The following is a 16634-nucleotide window of genomic DNA, read 5'->3' as shown; positions in this document are numbered from 1 at the left end:
ACCCATGAATCGATGGTCATAGCATCCTCAACCAGGATGCCTCAGCCGCCCGGCCTCCGGCTGACCAGCCGGAGGCCGGGGTCAGATTCCGAGCAAGGTACGCAGATGTCGGGGTGGCGGGCAGTCGTGGGCGAGCATCCCGTCGTGCCAGCGCCGCACCGAAACCCCCACCGGGCGGGCGGCCGCGATCTCGGCGACCTCCGAGTACCCGACGAAGTACGTGGAGAGCTGCGTCGAGGTCAGCAGGGCCCGCCGCCACTTGCCCGCCGCCTCACCCTCCTCCTGGAAACCCCGCCCGGTCAGCAGCGCCATCGCCTCCGCCTCGGCCAGCTCCTCGCAGTGGGTCAACTGGTCGAGCAGTGCATTGAGGGTCATCCGTAGCTGCATCTTCAACTGCTGTAACCGGACCGGAAGGCCGCCGAAACCGGCTCGGACCATCACCTCCTCGGCGTAGACCGCCCAGCCCTCGACGAACGGGCCGGACCGGGCGACCGCGCGGACCGGGCTGCCGCCGGCGTACCGGCGGGCGTGGGCGAGCTGAAGGAAGTGCCCCGGCATCGCCTCGTGCACGGTCAGGTTACGGATCATGTGGTCGTTGTACTCGCGGTAGAACGACTCCACCCGGTGCGCCGGCCACTCGGAAGGCGTGGGCGCGATGCAGTAGAACGTCGGCACGTTCGCCGTCTCCAGCGCGCCCGGTGAGTCGCAGTACGCCACCGCCACACCCCGCGCAAATTCGGGCATCTCCTGGATCACACAGGGATCGTCGACCAACGTGACCAGATCGTGTGCCCGGACGAAGTCGGTCGCCTCGTCCAGGGTGACCGAGGCCAGCTCGACGATGGTGTGGTCATCCGGATGCTCGGCGGCGAGCAGGTCCAGCGCCCGGCGTACCGTCTCGTCGTCGGTCGGACCACCGACCAACTCGGCGGCCGCCGCGCGGATCTCCTCGGTCACCCGCTCCAGGTTGGCCCAGGCCCGGCGCTGCACCTCAGCGGCGGTCAGCTCGGTGTCCAGTGTGTGCCAGAGCCGCGCCTCCCAGCGGCGCCGCCCGAGCCGGGGGTCCCGGCCCGGTTCCGCGGTGGCGGCCGGCCCGGCCCGCAGCCAGTCGGCGAACTGGGCGCAGGCCGTCGCCGCCGCGCGGGCTGTCGGCTCGACACGGCCCCGCAGCGTCGGCGCCTCGGCCAACAGCACCGGAACCTGGTCCCGGATCAGCGCGGCCGTGCCGAGGAACTGCCCCACCGCCGTCTCGGCGTGGATGCGTGGAATGTCGCTCAGCGTCCTACGTGCGGTCGCCAGCGCGTCCGGTACGGCGGCCAGCCGACCCGCCAGGTGGGTCAGCCGCACCTCGGCGGGGGCGTATGGGCGGGCGAGCAGGGCGTGCAGCAGCATGCCCGGGTTGTGGCACAGCGGATCCCACTCGTGCGCCCGGATCTCGGTCGACTCGAAAAGCTCCCGGTCGACAAGCGCGCTGAGCAGAGCATGGTCTACCGACTCCGCGACCGGCAGGGATTCCGGGTCCACCTCGGCCAGAGCGTCTCCAGCCTCACGCAGCATCTCCCGGTCCGCGGCCACGTGGTCGGTGGACCAGTCCGGCAACCGGTCGTCGTACCGGTGGTCCCCGGCCGCGGCGGCCAACCCCGGCCGGCTCTCCAGCAACGCGTCGATGATCCGCTCAGCGCGCTCGACAAACATGTCCCCGACCCTAACCGGGTGCCGGCCGAACGGATCGTCGGCTGACGTCACACCGTCCCGTTGCCCGAAGAGCGACTCGGGCCAGTGCCCTCAGCTGCCGCCGCCGGCAGCGCTCTCGGCGGCGCGGACGGACCCGGCGTGGGCGAGGGCGACGCGGCGGAGGGACGCCTCCGGGTCCAGACCAGCGGCACGGGCCTCGGCGACGGTCCGCAGCAGCTCCGCGCCGAGGCGGTCCCCCGGGTCGGCGTCCGGGCCGGGCGCGGGCTGCGGGACGGACAGGCCGATCCGACCGGCCCGTTCCAGAATCTTGGCGGCCAGGGCGAGGGCGGGCTGACTCAGGGCGATACCGTCCAGCACCGAGCCGCGTGCCTTCTCCGCCCGCTTGATCCGCTCCCAGTTCTCCTCGATCTGGGCAAGGGTGCCGGCCTGCTCCTCGGCGAAGACGTGCGGGTTGCGCCGCACCATCTTGTCGACCAGGCCCCCGGCCACGTCGTCCACGCTCCACCGCTCGCCCTCGGGCAGTTCCTCAGCGAGCCGAGCATGCAGAACCACCTGGAGCAACACGTCCCCGAGCTCCTCGCGGAGCGCGTCGGTGTCTCCGGCGCTGATCGCGTCGTACGCCTCGTAGCACTCTTCCACCAGGAAACTGGCGAGGCTGCGGTGGGTCTGCGCCCGCTTCCACGGGTCGCCCCCGGGCGACGCGAGCCGGTCCAGCACCGCCACCGCGTCGAGCAGCCGTGCTCCGGGCGGATCCCACGATCCGTACAGCAACTCCAGCTCGGCGAGCCCCGGTTCTCGGGCCAGGCGCAGGCCCAGCTCCCGGGCGAGCGACTCGTCACCCGCCGGGCCGGCAAGCCAGACCGCACCACCGCGGGTGGTGGCGGTGTCGAGCAACGCGGTGGCGGCTGGGCCGGCCACAACGACCACCTCGGCGCCCGCGGCCCGGAGCGCCGCCGTCACCTCGCTCTCCGCCCCGGCCAGCACGGGATTCTGGCGTACGACATCCCACGCGGCTGCGGTGAGCAGCCCGGCGGGCAGCCGCGGCGAGGTGACGAGCAGAATGATCCGCGCCGCCATGCTCAGGCCACCTGGTCCGCCCCGGTGGGCGGCAGCGGCTCCGGGCTGGAGACATCGGTGACCGCGTCCGAACCGGGCTCGCCCAGGAGCACGCTCACCGCCGCGACACCCGGAGAGAAGCTCAGCACCGGGAACTCCAGCGGCCGGTAACGGGGATTGACCGTGACGTCGTACTCCCCAGCAGCCTCAGCAAGTACCCGACGGCTCGCCAGCCCCTCGCGCAGCTGCGGGCCGTCGAGCTGACCGGCGACCACGTCGTCCGGGGTATCCGCAGGAATCACTCCGGCCGTCCGCCCGGCGGCGATCACCTCCGCCAGCTCCTGCTCGGTCGGCGCGACCGAGTCGCCCATCGGCAGCCCGGAGAGGCAGGTGTAGAGGGCGGCCAGCTGCCGCACATACTCGGACTCCGGGGGCAGACCGAGCTGACCGGCGACCTGAACCGGCTCCACCCGCTCCCGCGGCTGGTATCCCTGGTCAGCGGAGGCCTGGTCACACACCTCGCCGAGCACCAACGTGCCGACGACCTCAGACCGGGACGGCAGCTGCGGGCCCGGCCCACCGAGCTCGGGCGTCTCCGTCGAGGCGCTGCTCTCCCGCAGCTCGTCGAGGAGGCTGTCCACGGTGTTCTCGGTGATGTTCTGGTCACCCACGTACGCGGCGACACCCGGCTCGGTACGACATCCACTGAGGGCGACGAGGCCGACCACCAGGCTGGCGGCGGCGACAAGACGGCGAGCACGCATGACGGCAACTCTCTCACGCCGGCAGCGCCGGATCAGACGCCCCCCACGCCCCGTGCCCGCCGGCTGGCGCTGCGCCATCTCACCGCCGACCGTGCGCCGTTGAGTCGGCGGCAGCGGCCAGCTCCGGGGGCGGGCCGAGTACGTCGGCGAGGAGCTGCCCACACCACTCCAGCAACGCCTGGTCGCGCAGGGGCTCGCCACCGACCCGCCGGGTACTCGGCCGGGGCACGCTGACCTGGTCCAGCGCCTGCTTGTAGACCGCGTCCGGGTGATAGCGCTTGAGCCGCAGCTGCTTCGAGTCCGGTAGCGGCAACGGGCCGAACCGGATGTTGCGCCCCTGCATGCTGACGTCGGTGAGCCCGTAGTGCCGGGCGAGCAGCCGGAACCGGGCCACCGCCACCAGGTTCTGCACGGGGGCGGGCGGCTCACCGTAGCGGTCGGTCAGCTCGGCGACCACCGCGCGCAGCCGTTCCTCATCCCGGGCCTCGGCGAGCTTGCGGTACATCTCCAGGCGCAGCCGCTCCACCCCGACGTAGTCGTGCGGCAGGTGGGCATCCACCGGCAGATCGACCTTGATCTCCGGCTCCTCCTCCGGGCGCTCCCCCTTGAAGGCCTGCACCGCCTCCCCCACCATCCGCACGTACAGGTCAAACCCGACGCCCTCGATGTGGCCGGACTGCTCGCCGCCGAGCAGGTTTCCGGCGCCCCGGATCTCCAGATCCTTCATCGCCACGTACATGCCGGCACCCAACTCGGTGTGCTGGGCGATGGTCGCCAACCGCTCGTGGGCGTGCTCGGTGAGCGGCTTGTCCGACGGATAGAGGAAGTACGCGTACGCCCGCTCCCGGCCCCGGCCGACCCGGCCCCGAATCTGGTGTAGCTGGGCCAGGCCGAGCAGGTCGGCCCGCTCGACGATCAGGGTGTTGGCGTTCGGGATGTCGATGCCGGACTCGACGATCGTGGTGCAGATCAGGACGTCGAACTCCTTCTCCCAGAAGCCGACCATGACCCGCTCCAGGGCCTCCTCACCCAGCTGTCCGTGCGCCACCGCGACCCGCGCCTCGGGCACCAACTCCCGCAGCCGCCGCGCCGCGCGCTCGATCGACTCCACCCGGTTGTGCAGGTAGAAGACCTGGCCGTCCCGGAGCAGCTCGCGGTGGATGGCGGCGGCCACCTGCCGCTCGTCGTACGCCCCGACCGCGGTGAGCACCGGGTGCCGTTCCTCCGGTGGGGTGGCGATGGTGGACATCTCCCGGATGCCGGTGATCGCCATCTCCAGCGTCCGGGGGATCGGGGTGGCCGACATGCTCAGCACGTCAACCGAGGCCCGCACCGACTTGAGGTGCTCCTTGTGCTCGACGCCGAAGCGCTGCTCCTCGTCCACGATGACCAGCCCCAGGGACCGAAACCGGGCGGACGCCTGAAGCAGCCGGTGGGTGCCGATGACGATGTCGGCGGTGCCGGCGGCGGCCATCTCCAGGGTCTGCTCGGCCTCCTTCGGCGTCTGGAACCGAGACAGCTGGCGAATCGTGGCCGGGAACTGGCTCATCCGCTCGGCAAAGGTGTTGTAGTGCTGCTGCACCAGCAGGGTGGTGGGCACCAGCACCGCCACCTGCCGACCGTCCTGGATCGCCTTGAACGCCGCCCGGACGGCGATCTCGGTCTTGCCGTAGCCGACATCGCCGCAGATCAGCCGGTCCATCGGGACGGTCTGCTCCATGTCCCGTTTAACCTCTTCGATCGCCGCGAGCTGGTCCGGCGTCTCCTGCCAGGGGAAGGCGTCCTCCAGTTCCCGCTGCCACGGGGTGTCCGGGCCGAACGAGTGCCCCTTGGACGCCTTGCGGGCAGCGTAGAGCTGGATGAGCTGCGCGGCGATCTCCCGGACGGCCTTGCGGGCCCGGGCCTTCGACTTCTGCCAGTCCGACCCGCCCATCTTGTGCAGGGTCGGCTGCTCACCGCCGACATACCGGGAGAGCTGGTCGAGCTGGTCGGTGGGGACGAAGAGCCGGTCGCCCGGTTGGCCGCGCTTACTTGGGGCGTACTCGATGACCAGGTACTCCCGGCTGGCCCCGTTGACGGTGCGCTGCACCAACTCGACGTAGCGGCCGATGCCGTGCTGCTCGTGCACCACGTGATCACCTGCCCGCAGCTCCAACGGATCGATCGTGTTGCGTCGCCGGCTCGGCAGCTTGCGCATGTCCCGCGTCGACGCACCCCGGCCGCCGGTGACATCGTCCCCGGTGAGCAGGACGAAACGGGATGCCTCGGCGACGAAACCACCGGTCAGCGACCCACGGCTGACCAGAATCTGGCCGGCAGTCGGCGCCGAGGGCACCTCGTCGACCAGGCGGGCGCCGAGCCCGGCGTCGTGCAGCACCTCGACGGCCCGCTGGGCGGGGCCGTGTCCCTCGAAGACCAACGCGACCGACCAGCCCTCGCCGGCCCAACGCCTCAGTTCGTCCACCACCCGCGCCGTCTCACCGTGGTACAGCGGCGCGGGCTGGGCCGCCACCGTCACCGCGATCGCGTCGTCCGGGGTGACGTCGACCTCGTCCGGCTCGTCTTCCCATGGCTGGCGCGCGGGGGCCGGCTCGGTCAGCCCGAACGGGGAGATCGTCCACCACGGCTGCCCCAGCACGCGGGCCCGCGCGCGGACATCGGCGAGCGTCCGGAAGGCGGCCGCGCCGAGGTCGATCGGGGCCGCACCGCCGACCGCGGCCGCGGCCCAGCTCGCCTGGAGGAACTCCGCCGAGGTACGCACCAGGTCATGCGCCCGGGTGCGAATCCGCTCCGGATCGCAGAGCAGCACGTGGGTCCCCGCTGACATGCTGTCCAGCAGCAGCTCCATCGAGTCGGCGCCGATCAGCACCGGAGCGAGTGACTCCATTCCCTCGACCGGTATGCCTTCGGCCAGCCGGTCGAGGATCTCCGCCAACTCCGGGTACTCCGCCGCCAGAACGGCGGCCCGCTTCCGGACGGGCGGGGTGAGCAGCAGCTCCCGGCAGGGCGGGGCCCAGAGTTGGTCGACCAGCTCGATGGTGCGCTGGTCGGCCACGGCGAAGGTACGGATCTCCTCCACCTCGTCGCCCCAGAACTCGACCCGGGACGGATGCTCGTCGGTGGGCGGGAAGACATCGAGGATGCCGCCGCGCACGGCGAACTCACCGCGTTTGGTGACCAGGTCCACCCGCGCGTACGCCATGTCGGTGAGCCGGCGCGCCACGTCTTCGAGGTCAGCCTCGTCGCCGGCGGACAGCCGTACCGGCTCCAGCTCCCCCAGCCCCTTGAGCTGGGGCTGCAACAGGGACCGGACCGGAGCGACGACCACCCGCAGCGGGCCACTGCGCCCCTGCGCGTCGGTCGCCTCGGGGTGGGCGAGACGACGGAGCACCGCCAGCCGGCGACCCACCGTGTCGGAACGTGGCGAGAGCCGCTCGTGCGGCAGCGTCTCCCAGGAGGGGAAGACCGCCACCTGGTCGGCGGGGATCAGGCTGCCCAACGCGACGGCGAGGTCCTCCGCCTCCCGGCTGGTGGCGGTGACCGCCAGCACCGGGCGCCCCGCGCCCCCCACTGGCTCGTCGGCCGCGACGGCGGCGACCGCGAACGGGCGAAGCGCCGGCGGTGCGGTCAGGTCAAGCCCGTCAACCTGGGCCGCGCCGGATCGCGCCAGGTCTCGAGCCCGAGCCAGGGCCGGGTCGGCGAGGGCGGCGACGAAGAGTCCGGTGAGCATCTGATCACTTCCACGGCGACGGCACGACGATCGCCCCTCGTCCGGCCGGACGAGGGGTCGACCTGTCGAGCCTATCTCTCCGCGAGCGAATCGACGGACACGTGATGCGGATCCCGGCGGGGCGGAGCGGCTCGTCACACGTTAATCGAGGACCCCGTGGGCTCCGCCCGGTCCCCGCGGTTACCATCCTGGGAGTCGGACAGCGCTGTCCTTCGTACTCACGTAAGGAGCGCATCGTGACCGACCAGCACGACCACGACGGCCCCGACGCCGCACTACGCGCCGACATCCGCCGCCTCGGCACCCTGCTCGGCCAGACCCTCGCCCGTCAGGAGGGACGGCCCCTGCTCGACCTCGTCGAGGAGATCCGCGCCCAGGTTCGCACCGACGCCCCGGCCGCCGCGCAGCGGCTCGCGGGGTTGGATGTCGCCACCGGCACCCGGCTGGCCCGCGCCTTCTCCACGTACTTCCACCTGGCCAACATCACCGAACAGGTCCATCGCGCCCGGGATCTGCGCCGCCGCCGGGCCGTTCAGGGCGGTTGGCTGGACCAGACCGCCAAGATGATCGCCGAACGCGGCGTTCCCGCCGAGGAGATCGCGGCGGCGGCGCGGCGGCTGGCAATCCGCCCGGTCTTCACCGCCCACCCCACCGAGGCCGCCCGCCGCTCGATCCTGTCCAAGCTGCGCGCGATCGCCGACGAGTTGGACACCGAGACCACCAACGCGGTCCTCTACGGCGCCAGCGACGAGGGCCCGGCCAACCGCCGACTCGCCGAGCTACTCGACCTGATGTGGCAGACCGACGAGCTGCGGCTGGACCGGCCGGACCCGACCGACGAGGCGCGCAACGCCATCTACTACCTACGCGACCTGTACGCCGAGGCGGCGCCACAGGTGCTCGACGACCTCGCCGACACGCTACGCACCCTCGGGGTGGAGACCTCACCCACCGCCCGGCCCCTCACCTTCGGCACCTGGATCGGGGGCGACCGGGACGGAAACCCGTTCGTCACGCCCACGGTGACCCGGGAGGTCCTGGCCATCGCGCACGAGCACGGCCTCGCCGCGACCGAGAAGGCCATGGACCAACTGATCAACGAGGTCTCCGTCTCCCGGCGGTTGCGCGGCGTCTCGCTGGACCTCTCCGCGAGCCTCGCCACGGACCTGGACGCGCTGCCCGAGGTGGCGCCCCGGTTCCGTCGGGTGAACGCCGAGGAGCCGTACCGACTCAAGGCCCGGTGTGTGAAGGCGAAGCTCGCCAACACCCGGCAGCGGCTGTGGCAGGGCACGGCGCACACGCCGGGACGGGACTACCGCGGGTCGGATGAGCTGATCGCCGACCTGGAACTGCTGCGCGCCTCGCTGGCCCGCAACTCCGGTCAACTCACCGCCGTGGGCCGGATCGCCTCGACCATCCGTACGGTCTCCGCCTTCGGCCTGCACCTCGCCACCATGGATGTCCGCGAACACGCCGAGAAGCACCACGAGGTGTTAACCCAGCTCTTCGGTGCGGTGGGCGAGGTGTCCGACTACCCGGCGCTGAGCCGGCTGGAGCGCACCAAGCTCCTCGCCGACGAGCTGACCGGCCGCCGGCCCCTGTCTACGCTCGACACCCCGCTGACCGAGTCGGCCCGCCGGACCTTCGATGTCTTCGGCACCATCCGAGAGGCACAGGACCGGTTCGGAACCGAGGTGATCGAGTCGTACATCATCTCGATGACCCTCGGCGTGGACGATGTCCTCGCCGCCGTCGTCCTGGCCCGCGAGGCGGGGCTGGTCGACGTGCACAGCAGCCGGGCGCGCATCGGCTTCGTACCGCTGTTGGAGACCCCCGCCGAGTTGAACGCCGGCGGTGAACTGCTGGACGAGTTGCTGTCGCTGCCTGCCTACCGGGCCCTGGTCACCGCCCGCGGGGACGTCCAGGAGGTGATGCTCGGCTACTCCGACTCCAACAAGGAGGCCGGCATCACCACCAGCCAGTGGTCCATCCACCGGGCGCAGCGCGCCCTGCGGGACGTGGCCGCCCGGCACGGTGTGCAGCTGCGGCTCTTCCACGGCCGGGGCGGCACCGTCGGCCGGGGTGGTGGGCCGACGCACGACGCGATCCTGGCCCAGCCGTACGGGACCCTCGACGGCGAGATCAAGGTGACCGAGCAGGGTGAGGTGATTTCCGACAAGTACACCCTGCCGGCGCTGGCCCGGGAGAATCTGGAGCTGACGGTCGCCGCGGTGCTCCAGTCGACGCTGCTGCACACCGCGCCCCGGCAGCCGGCCGAGATGCTGGAACGCTGGGACGCGACGATGGACGTGGTGAGCGCGGCGGCCTACCGCTCGTACCGGGACCTGGTCGAGGATCCGGACCTGCCGGCGTACTTCTGGGCGTCCACGCCGACCGAGCTGCTCGGTGCGTTGAACATCGGATCCCGACCGGCGAAGCGGCCGAACACGGGTGCTGGGCTCGCCGGCCTGCGGGCCATCCCGTGGGTGTTCGGCTGGACCCAGACCCGACAGATCGTCCCCGGCTGGTTCGGCGTCGGCTCCGGGCTGGCGGCGGCCCGCGCCGCCGGCCACGGGGACGTGCTCGCCGAGATGCACCGCAGTTGGCACTTCTTCCGGACGTTCCTGTCGAACGTGGAGATGATGCTGACCAAGACCGACCTGACCATCGCCCGGCGGTACGTGGAGACGCTGGTACCGAAGAAGCTGCACCCGATCTTCCACAAGATCGAGCAGGAGTACGAGCTGACCCGGCGGGAGGTGCTCGCCGTGACCGTCTCCCCGGACCTGTTGGAGAACGCGCCGGTGCTCCAGCGCACGCTCGCGGTACGGGACACCTACCTGGAACCGCTGCACCACCTCCAGGTGGCGTTGCTACAGCAGTACCGGGACTCGGGCGCACCGGGCCGGGCGGTGGTGACGGCGCCGGGCAGCCGTCGGGCGCCCAGCGACGGCACCGCCCTGGAACGCGCCTTACTCACCACGGTCAACGGCATCGCCGCCGGCATGCGCAACACCGGCTGAGCGGGGCGGACGGGCTGTCTCGCCGGCTCCCGGCGGAGGCGGACGGCCACCACCGTCGATCCGCCCGACGTCTGCCGGTCGTACCCGTTTGCGATGCTCGGCGACATGGAGTTTCCGACGCTGGCCGTGGTGCTCGTCTGCCTCACGGCGGGAGGCGCGGTGGGGTGGTTCGCCGCCCGGGCCCGGTCCGCCACCGAGCTGGCCCGGCTGGAGGCCACGCTGGCCGCCGCGCAGGCGGGCGAGGGTCGGCTGGAGCAGTCCCTGCGAACGCTGGGCTACGAGGCGACCGCGCAGTCCCAGGAGGCGGTGGCCCGCGCAGTGGCCCCCCTGCACGACACGCTGCACCGCTACGAGCAGCGGGTCGCCGAGTTGGAGCGGGACCGGGTCGATGCCTACGCCGAGCTGCGCGAGCAGGTGCGTGCCATGAGCACGGTCTCCGGTGAGCTGCGCACCGAGACCAAACAGCTCGTCGCGGCGCTGCGAGCGCCCCAGGTCCGGGGGCGGTGGGGCGAGCACCAGCTGCGGCGCATCGTCGAGGCGGCCGGCATGCTGGAGCACTGCGACTTCTCCGAGCAGGTGACGGCCGCGACCGATCAGCAGGTGGTCCGCCCCGACCTGGTGGTTCGCCTGCACGGGGGCCGGTCGGTGGTGGTGGACGCGAAGGCGCCCTTCGAGGCGTACCTGACCGCGATGGAGGCCCGCGACGAACGGGGACGCGACGCGCACCTGGACGCGCATGCGAAGCACCTGCGTGCCCACGTCGATGCGCTGGCCGCGAAGACGTACTGGGCCGCATTCGACCCGGCGCCGGAGTTCGTGGTGCTCTTCGTGCCGGCCGACCCGTTCCTCGACGTCGCCCTACAGCGTGACCCGACACTGCTGGAGCACGCCTTCACCCGCAACGTGGTGCTGGCGACCCCGGCCACCCTTGTCGCGCTGCTGCGTACGGTCGCCTACGCGTGGCGGCAGGCGGCGCTGGCCAGCAACGCGGTGGCGGTGCACTCGCTTGCCCGGGAACTACACGGCCGGCTCGCGACGCTCGGCGAGCACGTGGGCCGGCTGGGGTCCGCGCTCGGTGGGGCGGTGACGGCGTACAACCGGGCGGTCGGTTCGCTGGAGTCGCGGGTGCTGGTCAGCGCCCGCAAGCTCGCCGAGTTGGGCGTCTCCGACGAGGAGCTGGCCCCACCGGCGCAGGTGGAGCTTGCGCCCCGCCAGCCGCAGGCGCCGGAGCTGTCCGAGCCGGTTCCGGAGTAGACAGCGATACGCTCCGGCGTGGACGGCGAGCGCCCGGACTCGTTATGACAAAGGCCGCCCAGGAAGTCACGAGATGGTCACAACGCCGCGATCGGTAGTGACAGTAGGCATCGATGCCCGAAAGATTTCGCTCACGTGTGCCCTGGACCTGAGGGCCCTGTTCTCCGGAGGACGAGAACGTGAGCAAACCCCGAAATCTGAGCCGGCGTACCTCCGCCGGACTCTTCGCCTCGGTCATGGCCGCCAGCGCCGTGACCGTCGCGGGCGGTGCCACCACAGCGAGCGCCGAACCCGCCACGCCGACCGCCCCCGTCGAGGTGCTGGGTTCGCACGACGCCAAACTTCTTGCCGAGGCGGAAGCGAAGAAGGCCGACACCGTAACCCTGATCGTCTCGACCGAGGAGGATGAGGCGAAGGAGGTCGCCGGCGACCTGACCGGTCTCGGCGCCACCGTCACCGAACGGTACGACAGTATCGGCTACGTGCTGGCCACGGTCCCGACCGGCAAGGTGATCGAGGCCGCCACGCTGCCCGGTGTCGCCGCCGTCGACCTGGACGAGACGATCCAGCTCTCGGACCCGCGGCCGGTGACCAACGGCCAGCAGGCCGCCAAGCAGGGCAGCACGCTCAGCGGTCCCGGTGACGACACCCGCGCGGACAACCCCTACATGCCCTCCGGTGAGATCGGCGCCGTCAAGTTCGTCGACCAGAATCCCGAATGGGACGGCCGGGGGATCACCATCGGCATCATGGACTCCGGTGTGGATCTGGACCACCCGGCGCTCCAGCACACCACCACGGGCGAACGGAAGATCGTCGACTGGGTCACCGCGACGCACCCGTTCGAGGACGCCACCTGGCGCCCGATGATCACCGAGGTCACCGGCCCGGCGTTCGAGTCGGCCGGCGTGACCTGGACGGCTCCGGAAGGCACCTACCGCTTCAACACCTTCCGGGAGGTGATCACCACGGGCAGCGAGCTGCTCGGCGACGTCAACCGGGACGGTGACACCACCGACGAGTGGGGCGTGCTCTACGACCCCGCCACCAACGACATCCTGATCGATGTCGACCTCGACGGAGACTTCACGGACGAGACCGTTATGCGTCCGTACCAGGAGCGGTTCGACATCGGCCACTTCGGCACGGACGAACCGTCAACCGCCGTCCGCGAGCAGCTGCCCTTCGTGGTCGAGTTCCGTGAGGACGTCGACACCACCCCGGTCGGCGGCCCCGGTCTGGTCGACTACGTCAACATCGGCATCGTCTCGGACGCGCACGGCAGCCACGTCGCCGGCATCACCGCCGCCAACGACATGCTCGGCAACGAGGTGTTCGACGGCGCCGCGCCCGGCGCCAAGATCGTGTCGTCCCGGGCCTGCTCCTGGGGAGGTGGCTGCACCTTCGCGGCGCTCACCACCGGCATGGCCGACCTGGTCATCAACCGGGGCGTCGACGTCATCAACATGTCGATCGGCGGCCTGCCGGCACTCAACGACGGCAACAACGCCCGCGCCGAGCTGTACAACAACCTCATCACCACCTACGGCGTCCAGCTCGTCATCTCCGGCGGCAACTCCGGCCCCGGCCTGAACACCGTCGGCGACCCGTCGGTCGCCCAGAACGTCGTCAGCGTCGCCGCCAGCATCAGCAAGGACACCTGGTTGGCCAACTACGGCTCGGTGGTGCGGACGAAGAACGCGCTGTTCAACTTCTCGTCCCGGGGCCCGCGGGAAGACGGCGGCATCAAGCCGAACGTCGCCGCTCCCGGCTCGGCGATCTCCACCATCCCGCTCTGGCAGGCGGGTAGCCCGGTCCCCGAGGCCGGCTACTCCCTACCGCCGGGCTACGGCATGTTCAACGGCACCTCGATGGCCTCGCCGCAGGCCGCCGGCGCCGCCGCGCTGCTGCTGTCGGCCGCTCGGGCGACCGACCGCGGAGTCACCCCGCAGATGCTGCGCCGCGCGCTGTACAGCTCGGCAAAGCCGATCAAGAACGTTCCCACGTACGGTCAGGGCTACGGCATGGTGAACGTGCCGAACGCGTGGAAGCTGCTCCGCAAGGGTGTGCAGACCCGCTCGTACACCTCGGAGGCGCCGGTCTGCACCGTGCTCTCCGACCAGCTGGGAACGCCGAACCGCGGTACCGGCGTCCACAACCGGTGCGCCGCCGGGGAGGGGGGACACCGGATCGGCAAGAAGAAGACCTACCGGGTCAAGATCACCCGCACCAGCGGTCCGACCGGCACCATCAAGCACAACATCGCGCTGCGCGGCAACGACGGCACCTTCCGGGCGCCGAAGTCCGTCGCGCTGCCACTGAACCGGACCGTCACCGTCACCGTCGTCGCCCAGCCGGACGCCGGGGCGCACGGGGCGATCATGACCGTGGATGACCCGGCGACCAACACGATCGACTTCGAGGTCTCCCTCGTGGTCGTGGCCGCCAACGACACCCGCAAGCCGAACTTCTCCTTCTCCGCAGAGGGCTCGGTGAACCGGAACGGCACCACGTCATACTTCGTGACCGTGCCGCCGGGTACCGGCGCGCTCCAGGTGAACCTCGACGGGATCGCCACCGGCTCGCAGACCCGGTTCATCGCGTTCAACCCGTACGGCGTGCCGACGGAGAGCACCTCCAGCCGGGTCTGTTTCACCAACTACTCCGACCCTGACACCTGCAAGCCGCAGGAGCGGGACTACCAGAGCCCGACCCCGGGTGTCTGGGAGATCCAGGTGGAGTCGCGTCGCACCTCGCCGTCGCTGAACAACCCGTACCAGCTGACGGCGCGGATCCAGGGAGTCGCGTTCGAGCCGGCCGTGGTCGACCTGCCGGCCGTTGACGCCGGCGCGGCGACCCCGGTCGAGTGGAGCCTGACCAACACCTTCGGCCCGGTCACCGTCACCGGCCAGGGTGGTCCACTCGCCAGTGTCCACACCGAGCGGCCGACGATCGCCGAGGGCGCCGCGGAAGAGTTCTTCGTGGAGGTCCCGGCCGACGCGGCCGAGTTCACGGCCCGGATCGGCAACCCGGCGAACGCCGCCGCCGACCTGGACCTGTACGTCTTCCGGGGCACCTCTCTGCTCGGCTCCTCCGCCGACGGAGACTCGGAGGAGGCGGTGACCCTCACGAACCCGGCACCGGGCACCTATCGGGTCGTGGTCGAGGGGTACTCGGTGGACGGCGTCGGCGGCAGCACGGCGTACGACTACCTGGACTCCTTCTCCGCCGCGGCGCTCGGCACCCTGTCGGCGCCGTCGAGTCCACTGGCCCTGGGCAGCGGCGACACCGGTTCCCTCACCGGCACGGTGACCGCCCAGGGTGGCCCGGCCGCCGGCCGGGAGCTTCAGGGTGAGCTGACCTTGGTGACGTCGGAGGGTGCGGTCGTCGGCCGTGGCGCCGTCGCCATCGGCTCGGTGAACTGACCGTACGCGACACCAGCAGGAGCCCGTCCCCGGTGACCGGGGGCGGGCTCCGACGGTTTCGGCAGGCGGGTCAGCCTTGCCGGGACGCCGTCTCCACCAGGAAGGGAATGCCCTGCTGGCAGATGGTCATCAGGTCTGGCTGGATCTTCCCGGTCACCCGCACCGTCGCGCCGGGGGTCAACACTGCAGGGGGTCCGCCCACCAGCAGGTATCCATCCAGTAGGAGGCATCCGGGCTCCACCCCGGCCTGCACGGTGCCGGTCATGGTGGCGGTGCCGACCAGCGGCTTGCTCGGTCCCGCCGGCACCTCGGGGGTACCCGTCGGCACGGGGGCGGTCGTCGGCGGCGGGGCGGCCTGGTGGGATGCCTCGGTTCCGCCGGCCGTCGGTGTCGGGTCGGCGGGGGTCGGTGTCGGGTCGGCAGGGGTCGTCACCGACGTCGCTCCCATCTCGGTCGGGGGGGCATCACCCGTATCCTGGCCGCTGCCGCAGGCACTGAGCGCCAGGCAGACGGCCAACGCCGGGGTGGCGAGCCAAGGGCTTCTCATACAGTCTCGGACGCTCCGGCCCGCCCGTTCGTTCCCGCCACGCCGGTGCCGCCGGAGTGCCCTGCCCCCGTCCGGCCGAAGCGGGACGCCACCACTGCTCAACCGTGGGCCGCTGCGGCCCGCATGTCCCGCTTCAGCTCCTGCGGCAGCGAGAAGGTCAGCCGCTCGTCCGCGGTCACCACCTCCTCGACATCGGTGAAGCCCCGCGCCGCGAGGTGCGCGAGAGCCTCCTGGACAAGCTCCTCGGGGACGCTGGCCCCCGAGGTCAGGCCGACCGTGCGGGCGCCCTCGAGCCAGGCGTCGTCGATCTCACGGGCGAAGTCAACGAGATGGCCGGCCCGCGCACCCGCGTCCAGGGCCACCTCGACCAGCCGCACCGAGTTCGACGAGTTCGTGGAGCCAACCACGATCATGACATCGCAGTCCGACGCGATCTGCTTGACCACGTGCTGCCGGTTGCTGGTGGCGTAGCAGATGTCGTCGCTCGGCGGCGACTGGAGCATCGGCAGCCGCTTCTTCAACCGGGCCACCGTCTCCAACGTCTCGTCCACCGACAGGGTGGTCTGGGACAACCACACCACCTTGTTCGGATCCCGGACGGTGACCCGCTCGGCGTCCTGAGGGCCATCGACGAGCTGGATGTGCTCGGGTGCCTCGCCAGCGGTGCCGATGACCTCCTCATGCCCCTCGTGACCGATCAGCAGGATGTCGTAGTCCTCGGCGGCGAACCGCTTCGCCTCCTGGTGCACCTTGGTGACCAGCGGGCAGGTCGCGTCGATAGCCTTCAGCGAGCGGCTCCGCGCCTGCTCATGGACCTCGGGGGCGACGCCGTGCGCGGAGAAGACCACGGTCGCGCCCTCCGGCACCTCCTCGTTCTCCTCCACGAAGATCGCGCCCTTGCCCTCCAGGGTCCGCACCACGTGCCGGTTGTGCACGATCTGCTTGCGGACGTAGATCGGCGCGCCGTAGAGCTTGAGCGCCTCCTCGACGGTCTGCACCGCCCGGTCGACGCCCGCGCAGTAGCCGCGCGGCTTCGCCAGGATCACACGCTTACCGGTCCGGATCGCTTCAGCCTCACTCACCCGCCCATCGTACGTGCCGACCCACCACCCGCCAGCGGCTGCGACCCGCAGGGACGGT

At 71.3% G+C, this 16634-nt stretch carries 9 protein-coding genes; 3 read left to right on the top strand and 6 right to left on the bottom strand.

The features are described 5' to 3' along the window. Window positions 1-81: 81 nt before the first annotated feature. The 4 genes from STROP_RS04495 to mfd all read right to left on the bottom strand — a co-directional run bounded on the left by STROP_RS04495 (window position 82) and on the right by mfd (window position 7245). The gene (locus STROP_RS04495) at window positions 82-1695 is read right to left on the bottom strand and encodes a DUF885 domain-containing protein (RefSeq protein WP_026275625.1); all 1614 of its coding nucleotides are present in this window, start codon (window positions 1693-1695) and stop codon (window positions 82-84) included. A gap of 90 nt (window positions 1696-1785) precedes the next feature. Then, entirely contained in the window at window positions 1786-2772 is a 987-nt protein-coding gene (locus STROP_RS04490; protein ID WP_011904797.1) for a nucleoside triphosphate pyrophosphohydrolase, read from the bottom strand. 2 nt (window positions 2773-2774) lie between these two features. Further along, window positions 2775-3515 (bottom strand): hypothetical protein, encoded by a 741-nt coding sequence (locus tag STROP_RS04485; protein ID WP_026274785.1) that lies wholly within the window; start codon window positions 3513-3515, stop codon window positions 2775-2777. A 79-nt stretch (window positions 3516-3594) separates the two neighbouring features. Further along, window positions 3595-7245 (bottom strand): transcription-repair coupling factor, encoded by a 3651-nt coding sequence (gene mfd, locus STROP_RS04480; protein WP_011904795.1) that lies wholly within the window; start codon window positions 7243-7245, stop codon window positions 3595-3597. Between the two features lie 236 nt (window positions 7246-7481). Between mfd and ppc the strand changes: the two genes are divergently transcribed. The 3 genes from ppc (at window position 7482) to STROP_RS04465 (ending at window position 14947) form a co-directional block, all read left to right on the top strand. Next, window positions 7482-10268 (top strand): phosphoenolpyruvate carboxylase, encoded by a 2787-nt coding sequence (gene ppc / locus STROP_RS04475; protein ID WP_026274786.1) that lies wholly within the window; start codon window positions 7482-7484, stop codon window positions 10266-10268. A gap of 93 nt (window positions 10269-10361) precedes the next feature. Then, window positions 10362-11522 carry a DNA recombination protein RmuC gene (rmuC, locus tag STROP_RS04470; RefSeq protein WP_011904793.1) on the top strand — a complete coding sequence of 387 codons (1161 nt, stop codon included), beginning with the start codon at window positions 10362-10364 and terminating at the stop codon, window positions 11520-11522. 179 nt (window positions 11523-11701) lie between these two features. Further along, entirely contained in the window at window positions 11702-14947 is a 3246-nt protein-coding gene (locus STROP_RS04465; protein ID WP_011904792.1) for a S8 family serine peptidase, read from the top strand. A 70-nt stretch (window positions 14948-15017) separates the two neighbouring features. Here the strand turns inward: STROP_RS04465 and STROP_RS04460 are convergent, their stop codons facing one another. Next, entirely contained in the window at window positions 15018-15494 is a 477-nt protein-coding gene (locus tag STROP_RS04460) for a hypothetical protein (RefSeq protein WP_011904791.1), read from the bottom strand. 98 nt (window positions 15495-15592) lie between these two features. Beyond that, on the bottom strand, window positions 15593-16576 hold the full coding sequence (locus STROP_RS04455) for a 4-hydroxy-3-methylbut-2-enyl diphosphate reductase (RefSeq protein ID WP_011904790.1): 984 nt from the start codon (window positions 16574-16576) through the stop codon (window positions 15593-15595). Window positions 16577-16634: the final 58 nt, after the last annotated feature.

Origin of the sequence: Salinispora tropica CNB-440 (assembly GCF_000016425.1) — a bacterium.
Taxonomy (GTDB): Bacteria; Actinomycetota; Actinomycetes; order Mycobacteriales; family Micromonosporaceae; genus Micromonospora; species Micromonospora tropica.
This window is presented reverse-complemented; position numbering and strand designations above follow the sequence as displayed.

Bases quoted from the DNA above. Each gene is read 5' to 3' on its own strand.
- mfd (WP_011904795.1), bottom strand. From the start codon at position 7,245: ATGCTCACCGGACTCTTCGTCGCCGCCCTCGCCGACCCGGCCCTGGCT.
- STROP_RS04485 (WP_026274785.1), bottom strand. From the start codon at position 3,515: ATGCGTGCTCGCCGTCTTGTCGCCGCCGCCAGCCTGGTGGTCGGCCTC.
- STROP_RS04495 (WP_026275625.1), bottom strand. From the start codon at position 1,695: ATGTTTGTCGAGCGCGCTGAGCGGATCATCGACGCGTTGCTGGAGAGC.
- STROP_RS04460 (WP_011904791.1), bottom strand. From the start codon at position 15,494: ATGAGAAGCCCTTGGCTCGCCACCCCGGCGTTGGCCGTCTGCCTGGCG.
- rmuC (WP_011904793.1), top strand. From the start codon at position 10,362: ATGCTCGGCGACATGGAGTTTCCGACGCTGGCCGTGGTGCTCGTCTGC.
- STROP_RS04490 (WP_011904797.1), bottom strand. From the start codon at position 2,772: ATGGCGGCGCGGATCATTCTGCTCGTCACCTCGCCGCGGCTGCCCGCC.